This window comes from Streptomyces sp. NBC_01283, assembly GCF_041435335.1.
Classification (GTDB): Bacteria; Actinomycetota; Actinomycetes; order Streptomycetales; family Streptomycetaceae; genus Streptomyces.
This window is the reverse complement of sequence record NZ_CP108430.1, coordinates 6,239,698-6,258,982: the sequence shown is the minus strand read 5'-3', so window position 1 is coordinate 6,258,982 and position 19,285 is coordinate 6,239,698. Positions and strand designations below refer to the sequence as shown.

Here is a 19,285-nt window from a genome sequence, read left to right as displayed (position 1 = left end):
TCACGCCTCCGGCGCCCTGGCGTCGTACCGGGCGAACCTCCGCCACCGCAGCGCCAGCAGCCCCACGGCGACGACGCACGCGATGCCGCCGCCCACGACCGCGAGGCCCGGGGATCCCAGATCCCCCACCGACCCCGCGATGAAGTCCCCGAGCCGGGGTCCGCCCGCCACCACCACGATGAAGACCCCCTGCAGCCGCCCCCGCATCTCGTCCGGCACGGCCGCCTGCAGCATCGTGCTCCGGAACACCATCGAGACGGTGTCCGCGCAGCCCGCGAGCGCGAGGAAGAACAGCCCGAGCCACAGGTTCCGCGTCAGGCCGAAGACGGCGATCGCCGTGCCCCACCCGGCCACCGAGAGGAGGATCGCCAGGCCGTGCCGCCGGATCCGGCCCAGCCACCCGGAGAACACCGCGCCGAGCAGCGCGCCGACCGCGGGCGCGGCGACAAGCAGGCCCACCGTCTTCGCGTCGCCCCCGAACCACACCACCGCCACGGCGGGGAACAGCGCCCGGGGATGCGCGAGCACCATCGCGCACATGTCCGTGAAGAACGTCATCCGCAGGTTCGGCCGCGTGGCCAGGAACCGCAGGCCGTCGATGACCGAGGCCCGCTTCCTGCGCACGCCTTCCACCGAGCCCTCCGGCCGCATCGCGGGCAGCCGCCACATCGCGTACAGCGAGGCGCTGAAGGCCACCGCGTCCACCGTGTACGCCGCCTGATAGCCCCACAGGCCGACGATGAGCCCGCCCAGCATGGGGCCGAGCATCGTGCCCCCAGTGGTGGTGATCGACGACAGCGCGTTGGCGGCGGGGAGCTGCTCCGCCGGAAGGAGCCGCGGGATCATCGACGAGCGCGCCGGCGAGTTCAGCGCCCCGCAGACCGCCTGCAGCGCGACCACGGAGTACAGGAACCACACGTGGTGGAAGCCGGCGAACGCACCCGCGGCCAGCGCGACCGAAAGGGCGCACGAGCCGAGCGACGAGAACAGGCCCAGCTTCCGCCGGTCCACGGTGTCCGCGATCGCGCCCCCGTACAGGCCGAAGACCACGAGGGGGACCAGCGAGAAGAGTCCCACCAGGCCGACCGAGAAGCTGGAGTGCGTGATGTCGTAGACCTGGAGGGAGACCGCCAGCGCGGTCATCGCCTGGCCGATCCAGGAGATCGTGTTGCCGAACCAGAGGCGGCGGTAGTCGACGGACGTACGCAAAGGAGTCAGATCGGCGAGTATCCGCCTTTTCGTGACGGGCCCCTGAGGCTCCACTGGTAGCGGGGGCAGCGGGGGGCTGTTGTCGGCTTCGGGTATGTGGGAGCCGTCGGCTTCGTCTTCTTCCGGGGGCGTATGCGTCACACGCGATGCTAACTTCGCCGTCCCAGACGCGATCAAGACCACCCGTGCGGCGGCGCCCCGCCCGGCTCAGCCCAACGCGCGCGCCGCCCGCGGCCACCGCACGATGCGAGACAGGACCGTCGTCCGACGGTCCGTACGGTCTGCGCTCTCGGGAGGATCTGCCATGACCGTCAGTCTGGAGCAGTTGCGTCGCTGCCACATCGCCGTCGACCTGGGTGCCGCGAGGACCCGGGTGTTCGTGAAGGGCGCGGGTCTCGTCGTCGACGAACCCAGCGCCGCCGCCGTGAACACCCGGACGGGCGCCCTCATCGCGGTCGGCCAGTTCGCCGAGCAGATGACGGGACGTACGCCGGACTACATCCGGGTCGTACGGCCGGTCTCCGGCGGCACCGTCGTCGACATCGAGATGGCCCAGCGCATGCTGCGCCACCTCCTCGGCGAGAAGCTCCGCCGCACCCTGCGCCGCAAGCCGCGGCTGCGCGCCGCCGCCTGCACGCCGCACGACGCGGACCCGCTGGCGCAGCGCGCCGCCGTCGAGACGATGGTCGGGCTCGGGGCGCGCCGGGTCGAGCTGGTGGACACGCTCATCGCGGCGGCGGTCGGCTGCGGGCTGCCCGTCGAGCGGCCGGAAGCGACGATGATCCTGGTGTGCGGGGCCGCGACCACGCAGGTCGCGGTGTTGTCCCTGGGGTCGATCGTCACGGCCCAGCGGATCCCGGTCGGCGGCGAGGCCATCGACCACGCGATCGTCCAGCACCTGCGCCACCACCACGAGCTGATGCTGCCCAGCCAGTCGGTACGTCCGCTCCAGCTCGCCCTGCGCGGCAACGGCCTCACGTCACAGGGGCCCGAGTCGACGGAGATCCACGGCCGTGACGTGGCCACGGGCCTCGCCCGGTCGGTGCACGTCGACACCGCCGCCGTCCGCGACGCGATCCACACCCCGCTCACCGCCGTACTGGACGGCATCGGCAAGGTGCTGCGGGACTGCCCGCCGGACCTGGTGGCCGACCTGGCCGATCGCGGGATCATGATGGTCGGCGGCAGCGCGCTGCTCCCGGGGCTCGACCAGATGCTGCGGGACGCGACGGGGATGCCGGTGGAGATCGCCGAACGGCCCGACGTGTGTGCCGTGCTCGGGCTCGGGGCGATGCTGGAGGGCAAGATCCAGCCCCTGGTGCTCAACCCGCTCTCCGGCTGACCCAGGGCTTCCGCCGGCCCTGTCTCTGGCTGAACTTCACCGGTTCGGGGCTCACCGCGGGCGATGCTCTGTACGAACGTCAGTGGGGATTTCTGCTTCTGGAGGGGGCGTGGACGGTGGTCTCGTTGCTGAGCCTGGTCAAGAAGGCGCGAGGCGGCGGGGCGGGACCGGGGCCGAGCGGCGCCGCGCGATGAACGGCGACGACCTGCCGCTGCCCCTCGTGCCCCTCCTGGACGCGGTGCTGGGCGTCGGCTCGGACCTCGAACTGCACACCACGCTCCAGCACATCGTGGAGAGCGCGGCCGAGCTGACCGGCGCCCGGTACGGCGCGCTCGGCGTCATCGACCCCGGGCACGGCAAGCTGACCGACCTGTTCACCACGGGCCTGACCACGGCCGAGCGCGAACGCATCGGCCCCCTCCCCGACGGCCACTCGGGTCTCCTGGGCACCCTGATCCGCGAGCCACGGCCGCTCCTCCTGGACGACCTGACGGCGGACCCGCGCTCGTGCGGGGTCCCGCCGGGGCACCCGGAGATGCACAGCTTCCTGGGCGTGCCGGTGAACGTCCACGACGAGGCGTTCGGCAACCTCTACCTCACCGAGAAGCGCACGGGCCGCTTCACGGAGGACGACCTCCAGCTGCTCCGCGTCCTCGCGAGCCAGGCGGGCATCGCGATCGGCAACGCCCGTCTGTACGAGGCGGCCCGGCAGCGCGAGCGGTGGATCGACGGCGCGGCGGCGGTCACCACGGCCCTGCTGACCGGCGAACCGGCGGCCGACGCCCTGATGACGGTCGCCGAGCAGGCCCGCATCCTCGCGAGCGCGTCGGCGGGGGTGATCCTGCAGCCCACGGACCAGGGCGGCATGCGGATCGTCGCGGCGGCGACGGAGGCGGAGGACGGCATCACGCCCCCGAGCGAGGCGGAGGCCCACCCCCACGCCCTTCAGAACGACCTCATCGGCACGACCATCGAGCCCGGCAGCGCGGTCCTCGAGCAACTGCTCGGGGGTGAGCCGGTGTTCATCGAGGACTCCGCGACCGACCCCAGGATGACCACGCACGTGCGGACCAACTTCGGGCCCAGCATGATGCTGCCGCTCCAGGCGGGCGGGCGGCTCATCGGGACGCTCGCCCTGCCCCGCCGCAGGGGCGAGCGCCCCTACACCTCCGTGGAGCGTCTCCTGGCCACCCAGTTCGCCTCACAGGCCGCCCTGGCCCTGGTCCTGGCGGACGCCCAGCAGAGCCGGCAGCGCCTGGCGGTGTTCGAGGACCGCGACCGCATCGCGCGCGACCTGCACGACCTCGTCGTCCAGCGGCTCTTCGCCACCGGCATGATGCTGGAGTCGACCCGGCGCAGGGACACCTCGCCCCAGGTGGAGTCCACGCTCGACCAGGCCGTGGACGAGCTGGAGTCGACGATCCAGGAGGTCCGTACGGCGATCTTCGCGCTCCAGCAGCCGCCGGCCGACGCCCCGACCACGTTCCGCGGCAAGGTGCTCCGCGAGACGGCGGGCGCGGCGGCCGTGGTCGGCGTGCAGCCCTCCGTGCACTTCACCGGCGCCGTCGACGCCCGCGTCACGGACCCGGCGGCGGGCCATCTCCTCGCCGCCCTGCGCCGCGCCCTGGCCGCCGCGTCACGCCGCCCCGACGTGACGCGCATCGAGGTGGCGGTGGACGCGCGGGCGACGCTGCCGGACGGCCGGACGGGCGTACGTCTGACGGTCTACGACGACGGCACGACGGACGGTGTCGGATCGGGCACGACGACCACCTGGCAGGCACCGCTCTAGACGGCTCTGGACGGCGGCCGTGCGCCCGGGGCAGGGGCCCTGCCTAAGCCGCTTCGTACTGGTGCGAAGGGCCGCCGCGCCACGTCACCCACGCGGGATCGTCCAGGAGTTCCTCCGCGTCCGGCAGCCCGGCCACCCGCAGGAACTCGACCACGTCCGCGTCCGAGTGCGCGAGGCCGAGGATCTGCCCGTGGACCGTCACCCGGCGGCCTCCGGTGCCCGAGGGCGGATGCACGGCCACCGGCACGGCCGCCGTGGATCCGGCGTGCGCGTTCACCGACGCTTCCGCGATTGCATGTACCAGGCCGCTGCCAGGCCGATGACCACCAGGACGATCAATATCTTCATGAGGCCCTGCTGCCCCGGATCCCGGGCCTGAAGCTCACCCGCGCGTCACTTCAAAGAGAAGGACGGGGAGGTTTGCGCTGTTGACGCAGGTGGAATCGTTCCTGCGCCCCAGCGCTTCGGTGGGGCGGGTGGGACTCGAACCCACGGCCGACGGATTATGAGTCCGCTGCTCTAACCGGCTGAGCTACCGCCCCTAACGGCGCGTCGCGCACATTTGTGCGCGCCGTCTGCCGCAGCATAGCCGCTCATACGATCTCCTGCTTCGGATGGTCGGCATCGCTCGACCATGAGGACCGCAGTGCTGCCCGCATGGTTCCACCAGGCACGAAAAAGGACCCCTGAGGGCAATCCCAGGGGTCCTTCCTCACAGCTCTCCCGACTGGACTCGAACCAGTAACCTGCCGGTTAACAGCCGGCTGCTCTGCCAATTGAGCTACAGGAGACCGAGCTCCCCCGACTGGACTCGAACCAGTAACCTGCCGGTTAACAGCCGGCTGCTCTGCCAATTGAGCTACAGGGGATCGTCTCGTTGCATCGAACGCAGCTACCTGGGAACTCTCCAGGCGGCGGGCGGTCGCTGCGACACATACATTAGCGCAAGCAGGGGGGTGCTCCGCCAATCGGTATCCCCACCGCCCCCACGGGGCAACAGACGAGCGAACAGACGATCGATGCCGAGGCAAGGGAAGGGTGGCAGCCATGCGCTACCGGCTCACATTCGTCGCGGGAGTGGCTCTCGGGTACGTGCTCGGTACCCGGGCAGGCCGCGAACGCTACGAGAAGCTGAAGAAGTCCGCCCGCGAGTTCGCGCAGAACCCGGCCGTGCGCAACACGGTGGAGTCCGCGACACAGCAGGGCCGCGACGTGGCGGGCAAGGCCTTCCACTCCGTGTCCGAGAAGGTCGGCGACCGGGTCCCCGACTCGGTGGCCGACCGGGTGCGGTCGCTGCGCGAGCGCGGGCAGGGCAGTGGCGAGGACGACTGGGGCACCAGTAATACGTGACCGGGGCGGCTCCTGGGAGCTGAGGTACGGGACACGTCGCGCGGTGCGGCAGAATTCCTGGCATGGGGATAGTCGCAGGGTTGGACAGTTCGCCCGATTTCACGCGCATCGTGGTCTGTGACGCGGACACGGGCGCCGTACTCAAGCAGGGCTATGCCCCGCATCCGACGGAAGGCCCCGATGGCGGCGGCCGTCCGTCGGACGTGGATCCGCAGGCCTGGCTGCTCTCGCTCGGTGAGGCAGCGGGCGGCGGGCTGCTCGAAGGCGTACAGGCGATCGGCGTCTCGGCGCAGCAGAACGCGGTCATCCCCCTGGACCAGCACGGCAACACCGTGCGGCCCGCGCTCGTCGGCAACGACCGGCGGGCGCAGGTCGCCGCAGCCGACCTGATCGACGGGCTCGGCAGCCGCGAGGCCTGGGCGCAGGCCGTCGGCTGCGTCCCGCAGGCGGCGCATCCCGTGACGAAGCTGCGCTGGCTGGCGAAGAACGAGCCGGAGGCGGCCCAGCGCGTCGCCTCCCTCATGCAGGCGCACGACTGGCTGGTGTGGCAGCTGCTCGGGCGGCCCGCGCGGCGCACGAGCGACCGGGGCGGGGCCTCCGGGACCGGCTACTGGTCGGCGGCGACGGGTACGTACCGCCCCGATCTCGTCGAGCTCGCGCTCGGCCACCAGGCGATGCTGCCCGAGGTGATCGGTCCCGCCGAGGCGGCGGGGACGACGCCCGAGGGGCTGCTGATCTCGGCGGGGACCGGCGAGACGATGGCGGCGGCGTTCGGGCTCGGGGTCCAACAGGGCGACGCGGTCGTCTCGTTGGGGGCTTCGGGGTCCGTGATGGCCGTGCACCACGAGGCCCTGGTCGACGCGAGCGGGACGATCACCTCGCTCGCGGACGCCACCGGCATGCATCTGCCGGTGGTGCACACGCTGAACGCCGTGCGGGTGCTGCGCGGCGCGGCCGAGATGCTCGGGGTGGCCGATCTGGAGGGGCTCTCGGAGCTGGCCATGAAGTCGACGCCGGGAGCGCACGGGCTCGTACTCCTGCCGTATCTGGAGGGTGAGAAAACGCCGAATCTGCCGCACGCGGCGGGCACCCTGACCGGGCTGCGGCGGGAGTCGATGCGGCCCGAGCATCTGGCGCGGGCGGCCTTCGAGGGCATGCTGTGCGGGCTCGGGGACGCGCTGGACGTACTGCGGGGCCGGGGCGTGGAGGTGCGCCGGGTCTTCCTGCTCGGCGCGGCGGCCGAGCTGCCGGCGGTGCAGGCCGCGGCGCCGATGCTGTTCGGCACGCAGGTCGTGGTGCCGCAGCCAGCGGACTACGCGGCGATCGGTGCGGCGCGGCAGGCGGCGTGGGCGCTGAACGGCCAACTGCCCTACTGGCAGGGCGCGACCGCGCAGGTATTCGAGCCGGGCGACGAGCACGCCGTGGGGCAGGCGGTGCGACAGCAGTACCGGACCGTGCGGGAGCAGACCCATCCCGGGGCATTCGAGGCGAGCGGCTACTGAGGGGCGCCCCGTCAGGGGGCGCCGGGAGCCGTTCTGTACTCGGGCAACATTTTTACCCGGTCATGGCTTAATCGGTTGCGCATGCCCGGGTGCGGTACCCGAGTATGGAGGGCGCCCACGCCAGAAACCCCGTCCACGCCTCTCGAGAGACCCCGTGCTCATACGACTCCTACGGGCCCATCTGGGTCCGTACAAGAAGCCCATCGCCCTGCTGGTGCTGCTGCAGTTCCTGCAGACCTGCGCCTCGCTCTATCTGCCCACGCTCAACGCCGACATCATCGACGAGGGTGTCGTGAAGGGCGACACGGGCTACATCCTGTCGTTCGGCGGCATCATGATCGCCGTCACCGTCGCCCAGGTGGTCTGCAACGTCGGCGCCGTCTACTACGGCGCCCGCACCGCGTCCGCGCTCGGCCGCGACGTCCGGGCCGCCGTCTTCGACCGCGTGCAGTCTTTCTCCGCACGGGAGTTGGGGCAGTTCGGCGCGCCGTCGCTGATCACCCGGACCACGAACGACGTCCAGCAGGTGCAGATGCTGGTCCTGATGACGTTCACGCTGATGGTGTCGGCGCCGATCATGTGCGTCGGCGGCATCATCATGGCCCTCGGCCTCGACGTACCGCTCTCGGGTGTCCTGGTCGCGGTCGTGCCCGTCCTCGCGATCTGCGTGAGCCTCATCGTGAAGCGGCTCCGCCCGCTCTTCCGCACCATGCAGGTGCGCCTGGACACCGTGAACCGCGTGCTGCGCGAGCAGATCACCGGCAACCGCGTCATCCGCGCCTTCGTCCGCGACGAGTACGAGCAGGACCGCTTCCGGCGGGCCAACGCCGAGCTGACCGAGGTGTCGCTCGGCACCGGCAAGCTGCTCGCCCTGATGTTCCCGATCGTCATGACCGTCGTGAACGTCTCGTCGATCGCCGTGGTGTGGTTCGGCGCGCACCGCATCGACAGCGGTGGCATGCAGATCGGGGCGCTCACCGCGTTCCTCGCGTATCTGATGCAGATCGTGATGTCCGTGATGATGGCCACCTTCATGTTCATGATGGTGCCGCGCGCCGAGGTCTGCGCCGAGCGCATCGAGGAGGTCCTGGACACCGAGAGCAGCGTGGTGCCCCCGGCCTCCCCCGTACGGAAGCTGCTGCGCCACGGCCACCTGGAGATCCGCGACGCGGGCTTCCGCTACCCCGGCGCCGAGGAGCCCGTCCTGAAGGCCGTCGGCCTGGTCGCACGGCCCGGTGAGACGACCGCCGTGATCGGCTCGACCGGCAGCGGCAAGTCGACGCTGCTCAGCCTCGTGCCGCGGCTCATCGACAGCACCGAGGGCGAGGTCCTGGTGGACGGTGTGCCCGTGCACACCATCGAGCCCGCGCTGCTCGCCAGGACGGTGGGCCTGGTGCCGCAGAAGCCGTACCTCTTCGCCGGCACGGTCGCCACCAACCTGCGCTACGGAAACCCGGACGCGACGGACGAGGAGCTCTGGCACGCCCTTCAGGTGGCCCAGGCCAAGGGCTTCGTGGAAAGCCTGGAGGAGGGCCTGAACGCGCCCGTCTCGCAGGGCGGCACGAACGTCTCCGGCGGTCAGCGCCAGCGCCTCGCGATCGCCAGGACCCTGGTGCAGCGCCCCGAGATCTATCTCTTCGACGACTCCTTCTCGGCCCTCGACTACGCGACCGACGCGGCCCTGCGCGCCGCGCTGGGCCGCGAGACCGCCGAGGCGACCGTCGTGATCGTCGCCCAGCGCGTGTCGACCATCAGGGACGCCGACCGCATCGTCGTCCTCGACGAGGGCCGGGTCGTGGGGACGGGACGCCATCACGAGCTGATGGAGAGCAATGAGACCTACCGGGAGATCGTGCTCTCCCAGCTGACGGAAGCGGAGGCCGCGTAATGCCCCCTGGTGGCATGGGTGGACCCATGATGGGCCCGGACTCCAAGTCCATGGACTTCAAGGGCTCCGGCAAACGGCTCCTCACGCAGTTCAAGCCGGAACGCGCCACGATGTACGGGATGCTCGGCGCCGGAGTGCTCAGCGTGGGGCTCAGCGTGCTCGGCCCGAAGATCCTCGGCAAGGCGACCGACCTGCTCTTCGCGGGCATCGTCGGCCGTGACATGCCGGACGGCATCACCAAGGACCAGGCCATCGAGAGCCTGCGCGACAAGGGCGACGGCGGCATGGCCGACATGCTCTCCGGGGTCGACTTCACGCCCGGCAAGGGCATCGACTTCGGCGCCATGGGCGAGGTGCTGCTCCTCGCGCTCTGCACGTTCCTGATCGCCGGCCTGCTGATGATGGTGGCGACGCGGCTCTCGAACCGTGCCATCAACAAGACCGTCTTCCGGATGCGCGGCGACGTCCAGGCGAAGCTGTCGCGGCTGCCGCTCGCGTACTTCGACAAGCGGCAGCGCGGCGAGGTGCTCAGCCGGGCGACGAACGACCTCGACAACATCGGCCAGACCCTGCAGCAGACCATGGGCCAGCTGGTGAACTCGCTGCTGACCATCGTCGGCGTACTGGTGATGATGTTCTACGTCTCGCCACTGCTGGCCCTGGTGGCACTGATCACCGTGCCGCTGTCGTTCTTCGTCGCGACGAAGGTCGGCAAGCGGTCGCAGCCGCAGTTCGTGCAGCAGTGGAAGACCACCGGCAAGCTCAACGCGCACATCGAGGAGATGTACACCGGGCACACCCTGGTGAAGGTCTTCGGGCGCCAGGACGAGTCGGCGAAGGCCTTCGCCGAGCAGAACGACGCGCTGTACGAGGCCGGGTTCAAGGCGCAGTTCAACAGCGGGGCCATGCAGCCGCTGATGTTCTTCATGTCGAACATCAACTACGTCCTCGTGGCCGTCGTCGGTGGCCTGCGGGTCGCGTCCGGCGCGCTGTCGATCGGTGACGTGCAGGCCTTCATCCAGTACTCGCGGCAGTTCTCGATGCCGCTCACGCAGGTCGCGTCGATGGCGAACCTGGTGCAGTCCGGTGTCGCGTCCGCCGAGCGGGTCTTCGAGCTGCTCGACGCGGACGAGCAGGAGGCCGACCCGGTGCCGGGGATGCGTCCCGACCAGCTGCGCGGCCGGGTCGAGATGGAGAAGGTGTCCTTCCGCTACGAGGAGGACAAGCCGCTCATCGAGGACCTGTCCCTGAAGGTCGAGCCGGGCCACACGGTGGCGATCGTCGGACCGACTGGCGCGGGCAAGACCACGCTGGTCAATCTGCTGATGCGGTTCTACGAGGTCACCGGCGGGCGCATCACGCTCGACGGGGTCGACATCGCGAAGATGTCGCGCGACGAACTGCGGGCAGGCATCGGCATGGTGCTCCAGGACACCTGGCTGTTCGGCGGCACCATCGCGGAGAACATCGCGTACGGTGCGGCCAAGGACGTCACCCGTGAGGAGATCGAGGAGGCGGCGCGGGCGGCCCACGCCGACCGCTTCTGCCGCACGCTGCCCGACGGCTACGACACGGTGATCGACGACGAGGGCACGGGGGTGAGCGCGGGCGAGAAGCAGCTGATCACGATCGCGCGGGCGTTCCTGTCCGACCCGGTGATCCTGGTCCTCGACGAGGCGACCAGCTCGGTCGACACCCGTACCGAGGTGCTCATCCAGAAGGCGATGTCGCGGCTCGCCCACGGGCGGACCTCGTTCGTCATCGCGCACCGTCTCTCCACGATCCGTGACGCGGACACCATCCTGGTGATGGAGGACGGCGCGATCGTCGAACAGGGCACGCATGACGCCCTGCTGGCCGCGGACGGGGCCTATGCCCGTCTGTATGCCGCTCAGTTCGCGCAGGCCGTGGCCGAGGTCGACTAGGCGGGCTGTACCGACTGGCGAACTAGTCGAGGTAGCCGCGCAGTTGGTCCGCGAAGGCGTGGTCCCGCAGCTTGTTGAGGGTCTTGGACTCGATCTGGCGGATGCGTTCGCGTGTCACGCCGAAGATCCGGCCGATCTCCTCCAGGGTGCGGGGCCTGCCGTCCGCGAGGCCGTAGCGCAGCTGGACCACCTTGCGTTCGCGCTCGCCGAGCGTGGAGAGCACCGCTTCCAGGTGCTCGCGCAGGAGGAGGAAGGCCGCCGATTCGACGGGGCTCGTCGCGTCGCCGTCCTCGATGAGGTCGCCGAGTGCGACATCGTCCTCCTCGCCCACGGGCGCGTGCAGCGACACCGGTTCCTGTGCCAGGCGCAGGACTTCGCTGACCCGCTCGGGCGCCAGGTCCAGCTGGGCGGCGACCTCCTCGGGGGTCGGTTCGTACCCCCGCTCCTGGAGCATGCGGCGCTGGACGCGGACGACGCGGTTGATGAGCTCCACGACATGCACGGGGACGCGGATGGTGCGGGCCTGGTCGGCGAGGGCCCGCGACATCGCCTGGCGGATCCACCAGGTGGCGTACGTGGAGAACTTGTAGCCGCGTGCGTAGTCGAACTTCTCGACCGCCCTGATCAGGCCCAGGTTTCCCTCCTGGACGAGGTCGAGCATGGTCAGCCCGCGCCCCACGTACCGCTTGGCGACGGAGACGACCAGGCGGAGGTTGGCCTCGATGAGGCGGCGCTTGGCCATGCGGCCCACGACGACGAGCTTGTCGAGGTCGAGCGCGAGTTGTGAGTCGAGGTCGGTGGCGAGGCGCAGCTTCTCCTCGGCGAACAGACCGGCCTCGACCCCGCGGGCGAGTTCCACTTCCTCCGCCGCCGTGAGCAGGGAGATCCGGCCGATCTCGCGCAGGTACTGGCGGAACAGGTCGGACGACGGGCCGCCGGTGTCGGCGCGGCCACGGGCGGTGGGCGGCGGCACGGGCAGCTCGCTGCTGTCCGGTTCGAGCGCCTCCGGGGCGTCCGGAGGCTCGGGGGCGGCTTCCGCTTCAGGGCTTTCGGTACCTGCCTCCGGGTGCCGCGCGGCGTGACTCTGCGTCGGAACGGCTGCTATGACGTCCGTATCCACCGCCCCTTCCGCTTCCGCGGCAAGGGCGGTCTCGGTTTGGCTGAGGGTCTGGGTCTGCACGGGGGCGACCTCCATGATGATCGCTGCTGAGGCGTGCGGCAGCGGTACAGCGGGATCGGCTTCGACGGCCTCGCCGCTGTCCGTCCCGAACACGATGTGTGGAATCGCGGGTTCACCGGAACCGCATCCGCTGTCTGCGGGCCGGCCGCGCTCCGAGGACTCAGGCACCGGAACCCAGTGTGGGGTACGACACACGGCCGCCACGAGGGGCGTGCGGTGACTTTTTGAGACCGGTGCGTGACCGCGTGGTTACCCGACGGGTAACCAGCCGGACGCTAGACGAACCTCAGAGCGCGTCCGCGCCGCGCTCGCGCAGCGCCTGCGCATACTGCTGGAGGACCCACAACTCGTTCTGCACGGCCGTCAGTTGCGCGGGGTCACCCTGCGCGCTCAGACGGGTCAGGCTGCCCTGGACGTCACGGATGCGGCGGTCGACGGCGCGCAGCCGGACCTGGACGAGCTGGATACCCGCATACATCTCGTCCACCGTCTTGCGCAGGATCGCCTCGACGGCCAGCTCGGTGACCATGGCGCGGACCGTGTCGTCCGGTGCGGCGTCCAGGACACGGGCGAGGTAGGTCTGCGACTCGGGGATGCCGGCCTCGGCTCCGCCCGCCTCCTCGATGCACTGGCGCACCGCCGCGTACGGAGGGGCGGTGAACTCGTCCACGCCGTACGCGTCGAAGGCCGGGGAGACCAGCTCCGGGCGCTGCAGGGCCAGCTTGAGCAGCTCGCGCTCGGTGCGGTGGGCGGGGCTGCGCAGGGTGAGCGCGGGGCCGGAGTGCGCCGACGCCGCCGAGGGCCCGTACTGCTGGTTCTGCTGCGGGCGCTGCTGCTGCGGGGCCGGGCCCCGGCCGCCCCGGTCACGGGCCCAGCGAGCGAGCTGGGCGACGCGCTTGACCACGAACTGGGTGTCCAGGATGCCGAGCATCCCGGCGAGCTGGACGGCCACCTCGTGCTGCGCGCCGCTGTTCTTGATGCGGGCCACGACCGGCGCCGACTCGTCCAGGGCGGCGGCGCGGCCCGCGGGGGTCTCCAGGTCGTACCGCCCGACGATCTGGCGCAGCGCGAACTCGAAGAGCGGCGTGCGGGGTTCGACGAGGTCGGCGACCGCACCGTCCCCCTTGGCCAGGCGCAGCTCGCAGGGGTCCATGCCGTCGGGCGCGATGGCGATGTACGTCTCGGCGGCGAACTTCTGGTCGTCCTCGAAGGCGCGCAGGGCGGCCTTCTGGCCTGCCGCGTCGCCGTCGAAGGTGAAGATCACCCGCGCCGAGCCGTTGTCCATCAGGAGGCGGCGCAGGATCTTGATGTGGTCGCCGCCGAAGGCGGTGCCGCAGGTCGCGATGGCCGTGGTGACACCGGCGAGGTGGCAGGCCATGACGTCCGTGTACCCCTCGACGACGACCGCGCGGGAGGTCTTGGCGATCTCCTTCTTGGCCAGGTCAACGCCGTAGAGCACCTGGCCTTTCTTGTAGATCGGCGTCTCGGGGGTGTTGAGGTACTTGGGGCCGTTGTCGTCGTCGCGCAGCTTGCGCGCGCCGAAGCCGACGACCTCGCCGCTGATGTCGCGGATCGGCCACATCAGACGGCCGCGGAAGCGGTCGATGGGGCCGCGGCGGCCCTCCTGGGAGATCCCGGAGAGGATGAGCTCCTTGTCGGTGAAGCCCTTGCCGCGCAGGAACCGGGTGAGGTGGTCCCAGCCCGCCGGGCTGTAGCCGACGCCGAAGTGCGCGGCGGCGGCCTGGTCGAAGCCGCGCTCGGCCAGGAACTTGCGGCCGATCTCCGCCTCGGGGCTCTCCAGCTGGTCGACGTAGAACTGCGCGGCGATCTTGTGGGCCTCGACGAGGCGGATGCGCTCGCCACGCTGGCTCGTGGGGTTGTACCCGCCCTCTTCGTACCGCAGCGTGATGCCCGCCTGGGCGGCGAGGCGCTCGACCGTCTCGGAGAAGGTGAGGTGGTCGATCTTCATCACGAAGGCGATCGTGTCGCCGCCTTCCTGGCAGCCGAAGCAGTGGAAGAGACCCTTGCTCGGGCTGACCTGGAAGGACGGTGACTTCTCGTCGTGGAAGGGGCACAGACCCTTGAGGTTGCCGCCGCCCGCGTTCCGCAGCTGGAGGTAGTCGGAGACCACGGCGTCGATCGGGACCGCGTCCCGAACCGCCTTCACGTCCTCGTCATTGATCCTGCCTGCCACGTGGGAATACTACGGCCCTGCTGTGACACTCCCGCCCGGCCCGTCACCCGAGCAGTGACTCCAGGGGGACGGACGGGTCGGAGAGGGACTCGGCCGGAGGCCTCGCCCCCGCGCGGATCAGCTTCTGGATGGTGTCCGTGACGTCCCACACATTTACGTTCATGCCGGCGAGGACCCGGCCCTCGCTGAGCCAGAAGGCGACGAACTCCCGCTTCCCGGCGTCGCCTCGGACCACGACCTGGTCGTACGTCCCCGGCGGCGCCCAGCCCGAGTACTCCAGGCCCACGTCGTACTGGTCGGAGAAGAAGTAGGGCACGCGGTCGTACGTGACGTCCTGGCCGAGCATGGCGCGGGCCGCGGCCGGGCCGCCGTTCAGGGCGTTCGCCCAGTGCTCCACGCGCAGCCTCGTGTCGAAGAGCGGGTGCTGGACGGCGGCCACGTCGCCCGCCGCGAAGATGTCCGGGTCCGAGGTCCGCAGGGAGGCGTCGACCACGACACCGCCGCCGTGCGCCCCGTCGGCGATCTCCAGACCGGCGGCCTCGGCAAGCGCGGTGCGCGGGGCGGCGCCGATCGCGGCGAGGACGTCGTGCGCCGGGTGCTCCTCGCCGTCGTCCGTGCGGGCGGCGAGGACCAGGCCGTCCTCCCCCGCGATCTCGGTGAGGGTGGCGCCGAAGTGGAAGCGCACGCCGTGCTCGGCGTGCAGGTCGGTGAACATCTGGCCGACCTCGGGGCCCAGGACCGCGTGCAGCGGGGTGGCCTGCGGCTCGACGACGGTGACCTCCGCGCCGTACGTCCGCGCGGCGGCGGCGACCTCCAGGCCGATCCAGCCCGCTCCGGCGATCACCAGGTGGCCGTTGTCGCGGCCGAGACTGGCCAGAACCTGCCGCAGCCGGTCGGCGTGCGCGAGGCGGCGCAGGTGGTGCACGCCCACCAGGCCGGTGCCGGGGACGTCGAGACGGCGCGGCTCCGCGCCCGTGGCCAGAAGCAGCTTGTCGTAGTGGATGACGTCCCGGTCGCCGAGGCGGACGGCCTTGGCCTCGCGGTCGATGGAGACGACGGTCTGGCCCAGGTGCAGCTCGACGTCCGACTGCGCGTACCAGGAGGGTTCGTGGACGAATACGCTGTCGCGCTCCTCCTTGCCCAGGAGATACCCCTTCGACAGGGGTGGGCGCTCGTACGGGTGGTCGCGTTCGTCGCCGATGAGGATCACCCGGCCGGTGAAGCCCTCGGACCGGAGTGTCTCGGCCGCTTTCGCGCCCGCGAGACCTCCTCCGACAATGACGAACGTCTGATCCGCGTCGACCACTTGATGCCTCCTCAAAGCCTTGCCGTCAGGGGGGAGCGTCCCGCACGGAGCGTGATGGGGGAAGGGGTTGCGACCCGATCCGGCCAGTTTTCGTCACGCCCCGTGGTCGATTGGTTCATTCCGCATATGTCACGGTCCTCTGTGTCAAGAGTGTCTTGCCGTGAGCCTCGCGTGCAGGGAGCGCGCGGCGGCGTCCGTGAGGGACGCGATCTGGTCGACGACCACGCGCAGTGCCGCGCGGTCGTCGCGCGCCGTGTCGTACAGCGCGCGGAACTGCGGGTCGAGTCCTTCGGGGGCGCGGGCCGTGAGCGCCTCGGCCAGTTCGGCGACGACGATCCGCTGGTCGGCGCGGAGCCGCTCCTGGGCGGGGCGCTGCATCACGTAGCGGTCGGCGACGGCCTTGAGGACCGCGCACTCGTGGCGGGCCTCGCGCGGGACGACGAGCTCGGCTGCGTACCGCGTCAGGGGGCCCGTGCCGTACCGCGCGCGGGTGGCGCTCTCCGCGGCGAGGCAGAAGTGGCCGATGAGCTGGCTTGTGGCGTCCTTCAGGCGGCCCTGGGCGATCGCCGAGCCGTCGTACCCATGCGGCCACCACTCCTGGTCCAGGAGGCGGTCGAGGGCCTCGGAGAGCTCTTCGGGGTCGGTGTCCGCGGGCACGTACCGGCCGATGGCGACGGCGAAGATGTCCCGGCGCTCGGGCTCGGCGTGCAGCAGGTTCGGGTCGAGGTGCCCGGCGTGCAGGCCGTCCTCGATGTCATGCACCGAATACGCCACGTCGTCCGACCAGTCCATGACCTGGGCCTCGAAGCACGTACGGCGCCCCGGGGCCTCCTTGCGGACCCAGTCGAAGACCGGCCTGTCGTCTTCGTAGACCCCGAACTTGGGGGAATCCGGGTCGGTGGGGTGGGCGCCGCGCGGCCAGGGGTACTTGGTGGCGGCGTCCAGGGCGGCACGGGTGAGGTTGAGCCCCACGCTGACCAGTTCGTCCGTCTCCTCGCTGCGGACGAAGCGCTTCGGCTCGATGCGGGTGAGGAGGCGCAGCGACTGGGCGTTGCCCTCGAAACCGCCGCAGCTCTCGGCGACTTCGTTCAGCGCCTGCTCGCCGTTGTGCCCGAACGGCGGGTGGCCCATGTCGTGCGAGAGACAGGCCGTCTCCACCAGGTCGGGGTCGCAGCCGAGGGCGGCGCCGAGCTCGCGGCCGACCTGGGCGCACTCCAGGGAGTGCGTCAGACGGGTGCGGGCGCTGGCGTCCCACGCCTCGTTGCTGCGCGTGCCCGGGGTGACCACCTGGGTCTTGCCCGCGAGCCGGCGCAGCGCGGCGGAGTGCAGGACGCGCGCGCGGTCGCGCTGGAAGGCCGTGCGCCCCGGCCGTTTGTCCGGCTCGGTGGCCCATCGCTCGACGGCGGCCTTGTCATAGGCCGCTTCCTGGGACGCGCCAAAGGACGCCTCGTCGTCGTGCGTGTTCGGTGCAGTGCCTTCCATGCACCGACAGTAAACGCAAGCAGTGACAAAGAGGGCTTCAGGGGTCTCTGCGACCGTCAGGCGGAGGCCAGCTGACGGTGCGGAATCTGTGGGGCGGGTGAGGTCGCGGTGGCGGCCGGGGCGGTCGCCGACGCGGTCGCGCGGGCCTGGTCGTAGCGGTGCAGGAGGAGGTGGGCCATCGCCTGGTGGGCGCCGAGCGGGGCCGCCTCGATCCAGGGGGCGGCGTCGGCGCACTGCGTGGCGAAGCGGCCGGGTGCGGTGAAGTACGAGGCCACGGCGGTGCGGTGGCGGCCACGGGCGGCGAGGGCGCGCACCGCGGCGGACACGCTGAGCGGGGCCGCCGGGGTCGGCGTGGCGTACGCGGGGATCACCGGTACGCCGAGCCGCTGGGCGAGGAGGTCCGCCGTACGCCGGGTGTCCGTGGCGGAGTCCGGGTCGCGGGAGCCCGCTGCGGCGAGGACCACCCCGCCGGTGCGCCGCGCCGCCTGGCCGGCACCCGTCGGCCAGCCCGCCTCGACGAGCCGGTCGTGCAGTGCGTCGACGAGCAGGGGGTGCGGGCCGAGCGGGGCCGCGACCCGCGTGTCGAGGTGCGGGGCGTGGGCGGCGGCCTCGGGGATGTCGTGCTTGACGTGGTAGCCGCGGCTCAGCAGCAGCGGCACGAGGACGGCGGAGCCGGTGGCTTCGGCGAGGGTGTCGCCGAGCAGCGGCTCGTTCAGCTCGATGTGGCCGAGGCGCACGCCGAGCCCGGGGCGCAGCTCGCGGACCCGTTCGAGGAGCGCCGTGACGGTGGCGAGAGCGCGGGGGTCACGGCTGCCGTGGGCGACCACGACGAGGTCGGGCACCGGTGCGGGGCGGCGCCTGCCGTCGAGCGAGACGAGGGTGAGCTGGCTGACGAGCTGGCTGTTGATCCGGTCCATGAGGTGCGCCGTACTTTCGAGAGGGGTGCTGCCGGACTCATCGCGAAGAGGGTTCGACGGCGTCATGGACCGAGGATGGCCGCGCCGTATTGCGGTCGCGTTGCGCGCCGGTCACGGGCCGTTTCAGCCTGGCTCACCGACGGCTTGGCGGGGCTGTCAGTCCGGCTTCGCGGGGTTGTCGGTGCGGTCGCTTACCGTTGGGGACAGTGATCGGATCGGGGGGATCCGGCCTGGGGCACGGGGGAACGGGATGGAACGGCCGGGGTGGATGCGGCGGACGGGGGCGGCCCGGCCGTCAGGGGTGCGGGGCCCGACCGGCAGATGCGTGGCCCGGCTGCGCCGTCTGCGGCTGCCGCGCACGCGGCGGGGACAGCGGCGGGCCGTGCAGGCCTTCATGGCGGTGTGCGTGGTGGCGCTGCTGCCCGCGACGTGGCTCTTCGTGACGGCGGAGGGCCGGCTGCACACCACGGCCGACGTGCCGCGCACGCGGGTCGCGGTGGTCTTCGGGGCCGGGCTGTGGGAGGGCGAGCCGTCGCCGTATCTCGCGCACCGGCTCGACGCGGCGGCGGAGTTGTACGAGGCGGGGCGGATAGAGGTCGTCCTCGTCACCGGGGACAACAGCCGCGAGGACTACGACGAGCCGGACGCCATGCGCGCGTATCTGACCGAGCGCGGCGTGCCGGGGCGGCGGATCGTCAGCGACTACGCGGGCTTCGACACGTGGGACTCCTGCGTGCGCGCCAAGAAGGTGTTCGGCGTCGACCGGGCGGTGCTGATCAGCCAGGGCTTCCACATACGCAGGGCCGTCGCGCTCTGCCGCGCGGCGGGCGTCGCGTCGTACGGCGTCGGGGTCGACGCCAAGCACGACGCGACCTGGTACTACGGCGGCGCGAGGGAGCTGTTCGCGGCGGGCAAGGCGGCGCTCGACTCGGCGTTTCAACCGGATCCGCGGTTCCTCGGGCCCCGGGAGCCGGGCGTGGACCGGGCGCTGGCCGCACCTCGCTGAGCCTGGGCCTTGAGCGGGGTGCGGGGGTGCGTCTGCCTTCTTCCGCTCGTCCGCCGGCTGCGGGTTGTGGCCCGTCCTCGCGCAGTTCCCCGCGCCCCTGACGGGGCACGACCGGGCTCACAGTGGGGGGCGGGGCTCGCTGAGGTCGGCTTACCGCGTGTGTAACGCGATCGCGTCGGGGCGCGTAACAAG

General features: G+C 71.3%; 14 protein-coding genes and 3 tRNA genes. 7 read left to right on the top strand and 10 right to left on the bottom strand.

The window, feature by feature from the left end; translation table 11 throughout:
* Complete coding sequence (locus OG302_RS28285; protein ID WP_371750254.1) at window positions 1-1,278, bottom strand: MFS transporter; 1,278 nt, start codon at window positions 1,276-1,278, stop codon at window positions 1-3.
* A gap of 235 nt (window positions 1,279-1,513) precedes the next feature.
* Between OG302_RS28285 and OG302_RS28280 the strand changes: the two genes are divergently transcribed.
* Together OG302_RS28280 and OG302_RS28275 are read left to right on the top strand one after the other, a co-directional pair.
* Window positions 1,514-2,551 (top strand): rod shape-determining protein, encoded by a 1,038-nt coding sequence (locus OG302_RS28280; protein ID WP_371529343.1) that lies wholly within the window; start codon window positions 1,514-1,516, stop codon window positions 2,549-2,551.
* Between the two features lie 190 nt (window positions 2,552-2,741).
* Window positions 2,742-4,343 (top strand): GAF domain-containing protein, encoded by a 1,602-nt coding sequence (locus OG302_RS28275; protein ID WP_371529342.1) that lies wholly within the window; start codon window positions 2,742-2,744, stop codon window positions 4,341-4,343.
* 43 nt (window positions 4,344-4,386) lie between these two features.
* Here the strand turns inward: OG302_RS28275 and OG302_RS28270 are convergent, their stop codons facing one another.
* From OG302_RS28270 to OG302_RS28255, 4 genes are all read right to left on the bottom strand, one after another.
* Window positions 4,387-4,620 (bottom strand): hypothetical protein, encoded by a 234-nt coding sequence (locus tag OG302_RS28270; RefSeq protein WP_371529341.1) that lies wholly within the window; start codon window positions 4,618-4,620, stop codon window positions 4,387-4,389.
* A gap of 191 nt (window positions 4,621-4,811) precedes the next feature.
* Window positions 4,812-4,885 (bottom strand) — tRNA-Ile (locus tag OG302_RS28265).
* Window positions 4,886-5,061: 176 nt separating this feature from the next.
* Window positions 5,062-5,134 (bottom strand) — tRNA-Asn (locus tag OG302_RS28260).
* A 5-nt stretch (window positions 5,135-5,139) separates the two neighbouring features.
* Window positions 5,140-5,212 (bottom strand) — tRNA-Asn (locus tag OG302_RS28255).
* 178 nt (window positions 5,213-5,390) lie between these two features.
* Between OG302_RS28255 and OG302_RS28250 the strand changes: the two genes are divergently transcribed.
* From OG302_RS28250 to OG302_RS28235, 4 genes are all read left to right on the top strand, one after another.
* Window positions 5,391-5,693 (top strand): YtxH domain-containing protein, encoded by a 303-nt coding sequence (locus OG302_RS28250; RefSeq protein WP_361057864.1) that lies wholly within the window; start codon window positions 5,391-5,393, stop codon window positions 5,691-5,693.
* Between the two features lie 62 nt (window positions 5,694-5,755).
* Entirely contained in the window at window positions 5,756-7,195 is a 1,440-nt protein-coding gene (locus tag OG302_RS28245; RefSeq protein ID WP_371529340.1) for an FGGY-family carbohydrate kinase, read from the top strand.
* Between the two features lie 154 nt (window positions 7,196-7,349).
* Window positions 7,350-9,083, top strand: a complete 1,734-nt coding sequence (locus tag OG302_RS28240) for an ABC transporter ATP-binding protein (RefSeq protein ID WP_371529339.1) — start codon at window positions 7,350-7,352, stop codon at window positions 9,081-9,083.
* A 14-nt stretch (window positions 9,084-9,097) separates the two neighbouring features.
* Window positions 9,098-11,008 (top strand): ABC transporter ATP-binding protein, encoded by a 1,911-nt coding sequence (locus OG302_RS28235; protein WP_371529338.1) that lies wholly within the window; start codon window positions 9,098-9,100, stop codon window positions 11,006-11,008.
* Window positions 11,009-11,030: 22 nt separating this feature from the next.
* On the opposite strand, the gene OG302_RS28230 is transcribed toward OG302_RS28235, so the two are convergent.
* From OG302_RS28230 to OG302_RS28210, 5 genes are all read right to left on the bottom strand, one after another.
* Window positions 11,031-12,356 carry an RNA polymerase sigma factor gene (locus OG302_RS28230; protein ID WP_371529337.1) on the bottom strand — a complete coding sequence of 442 codons (1,326 nt, stop codon included), beginning with the start codon at window positions 12,354-12,356 and terminating at the stop codon, window positions 11,031-11,033.
* Between the two features lie 118 nt (window positions 12,357-12,474).
* The gene (gene dnaG, locus OG302_RS28225; protein ID WP_371529336.1) at window positions 12,475-14,382 is read right to left on the bottom strand and encodes a DNA primase; all 1,908 of its coding nucleotides are present in this window, start codon (window positions 14,380-14,382) and stop codon (window positions 12,475-12,477) included.
* Window positions 14,383-14,425: 43 nt separating this feature from the next.
* Window positions 14,426-15,688 carry an NAD(P)/FAD-dependent oxidoreductase gene (locus OG302_RS28220; protein ID WP_371529335.1) on the bottom strand — a complete coding sequence of 421 codons (1,263 nt, stop codon included), beginning with the start codon at window positions 15,686-15,688 and terminating at the stop codon, window positions 14,426-14,428.
* Between the two features lie 144 nt (window positions 15,689-15,832).
* Complete coding sequence (locus OG302_RS28215; RefSeq protein ID WP_371529334.1) at window positions 15,833-17,170, bottom strand: deoxyguanosinetriphosphate triphosphohydrolase; 1,338 nt, start codon at window positions 17,168-17,170, stop codon at window positions 15,833-15,835.
* A gap of 56 nt (window positions 17,171-17,226) precedes the next feature.
* Window positions 17,227-18,153, bottom strand: coding sequence for a sirohydrochlorin chelatase (locus OG302_RS28210; protein WP_371529333.1), 927 nt, complete (start codon window positions 18,151-18,153; stop codon window positions 17,227-17,229).
* A gap of 184 nt (window positions 18,154-18,337) precedes the next feature.
* On the opposite strand from OG302_RS28210, the gene OG302_RS28205 reads away from it, so the two are divergent.
* Window positions 18,338-19,093, top strand: a complete 756-nt coding sequence (locus OG302_RS28205) for a vancomycin high temperature exclusion protein (protein ID WP_371529332.1) — start codon at window positions 18,338-18,340, stop codon at window positions 19,091-19,093.
* Window positions 19,094-19,285 lie beyond the last annotated feature (192 nt).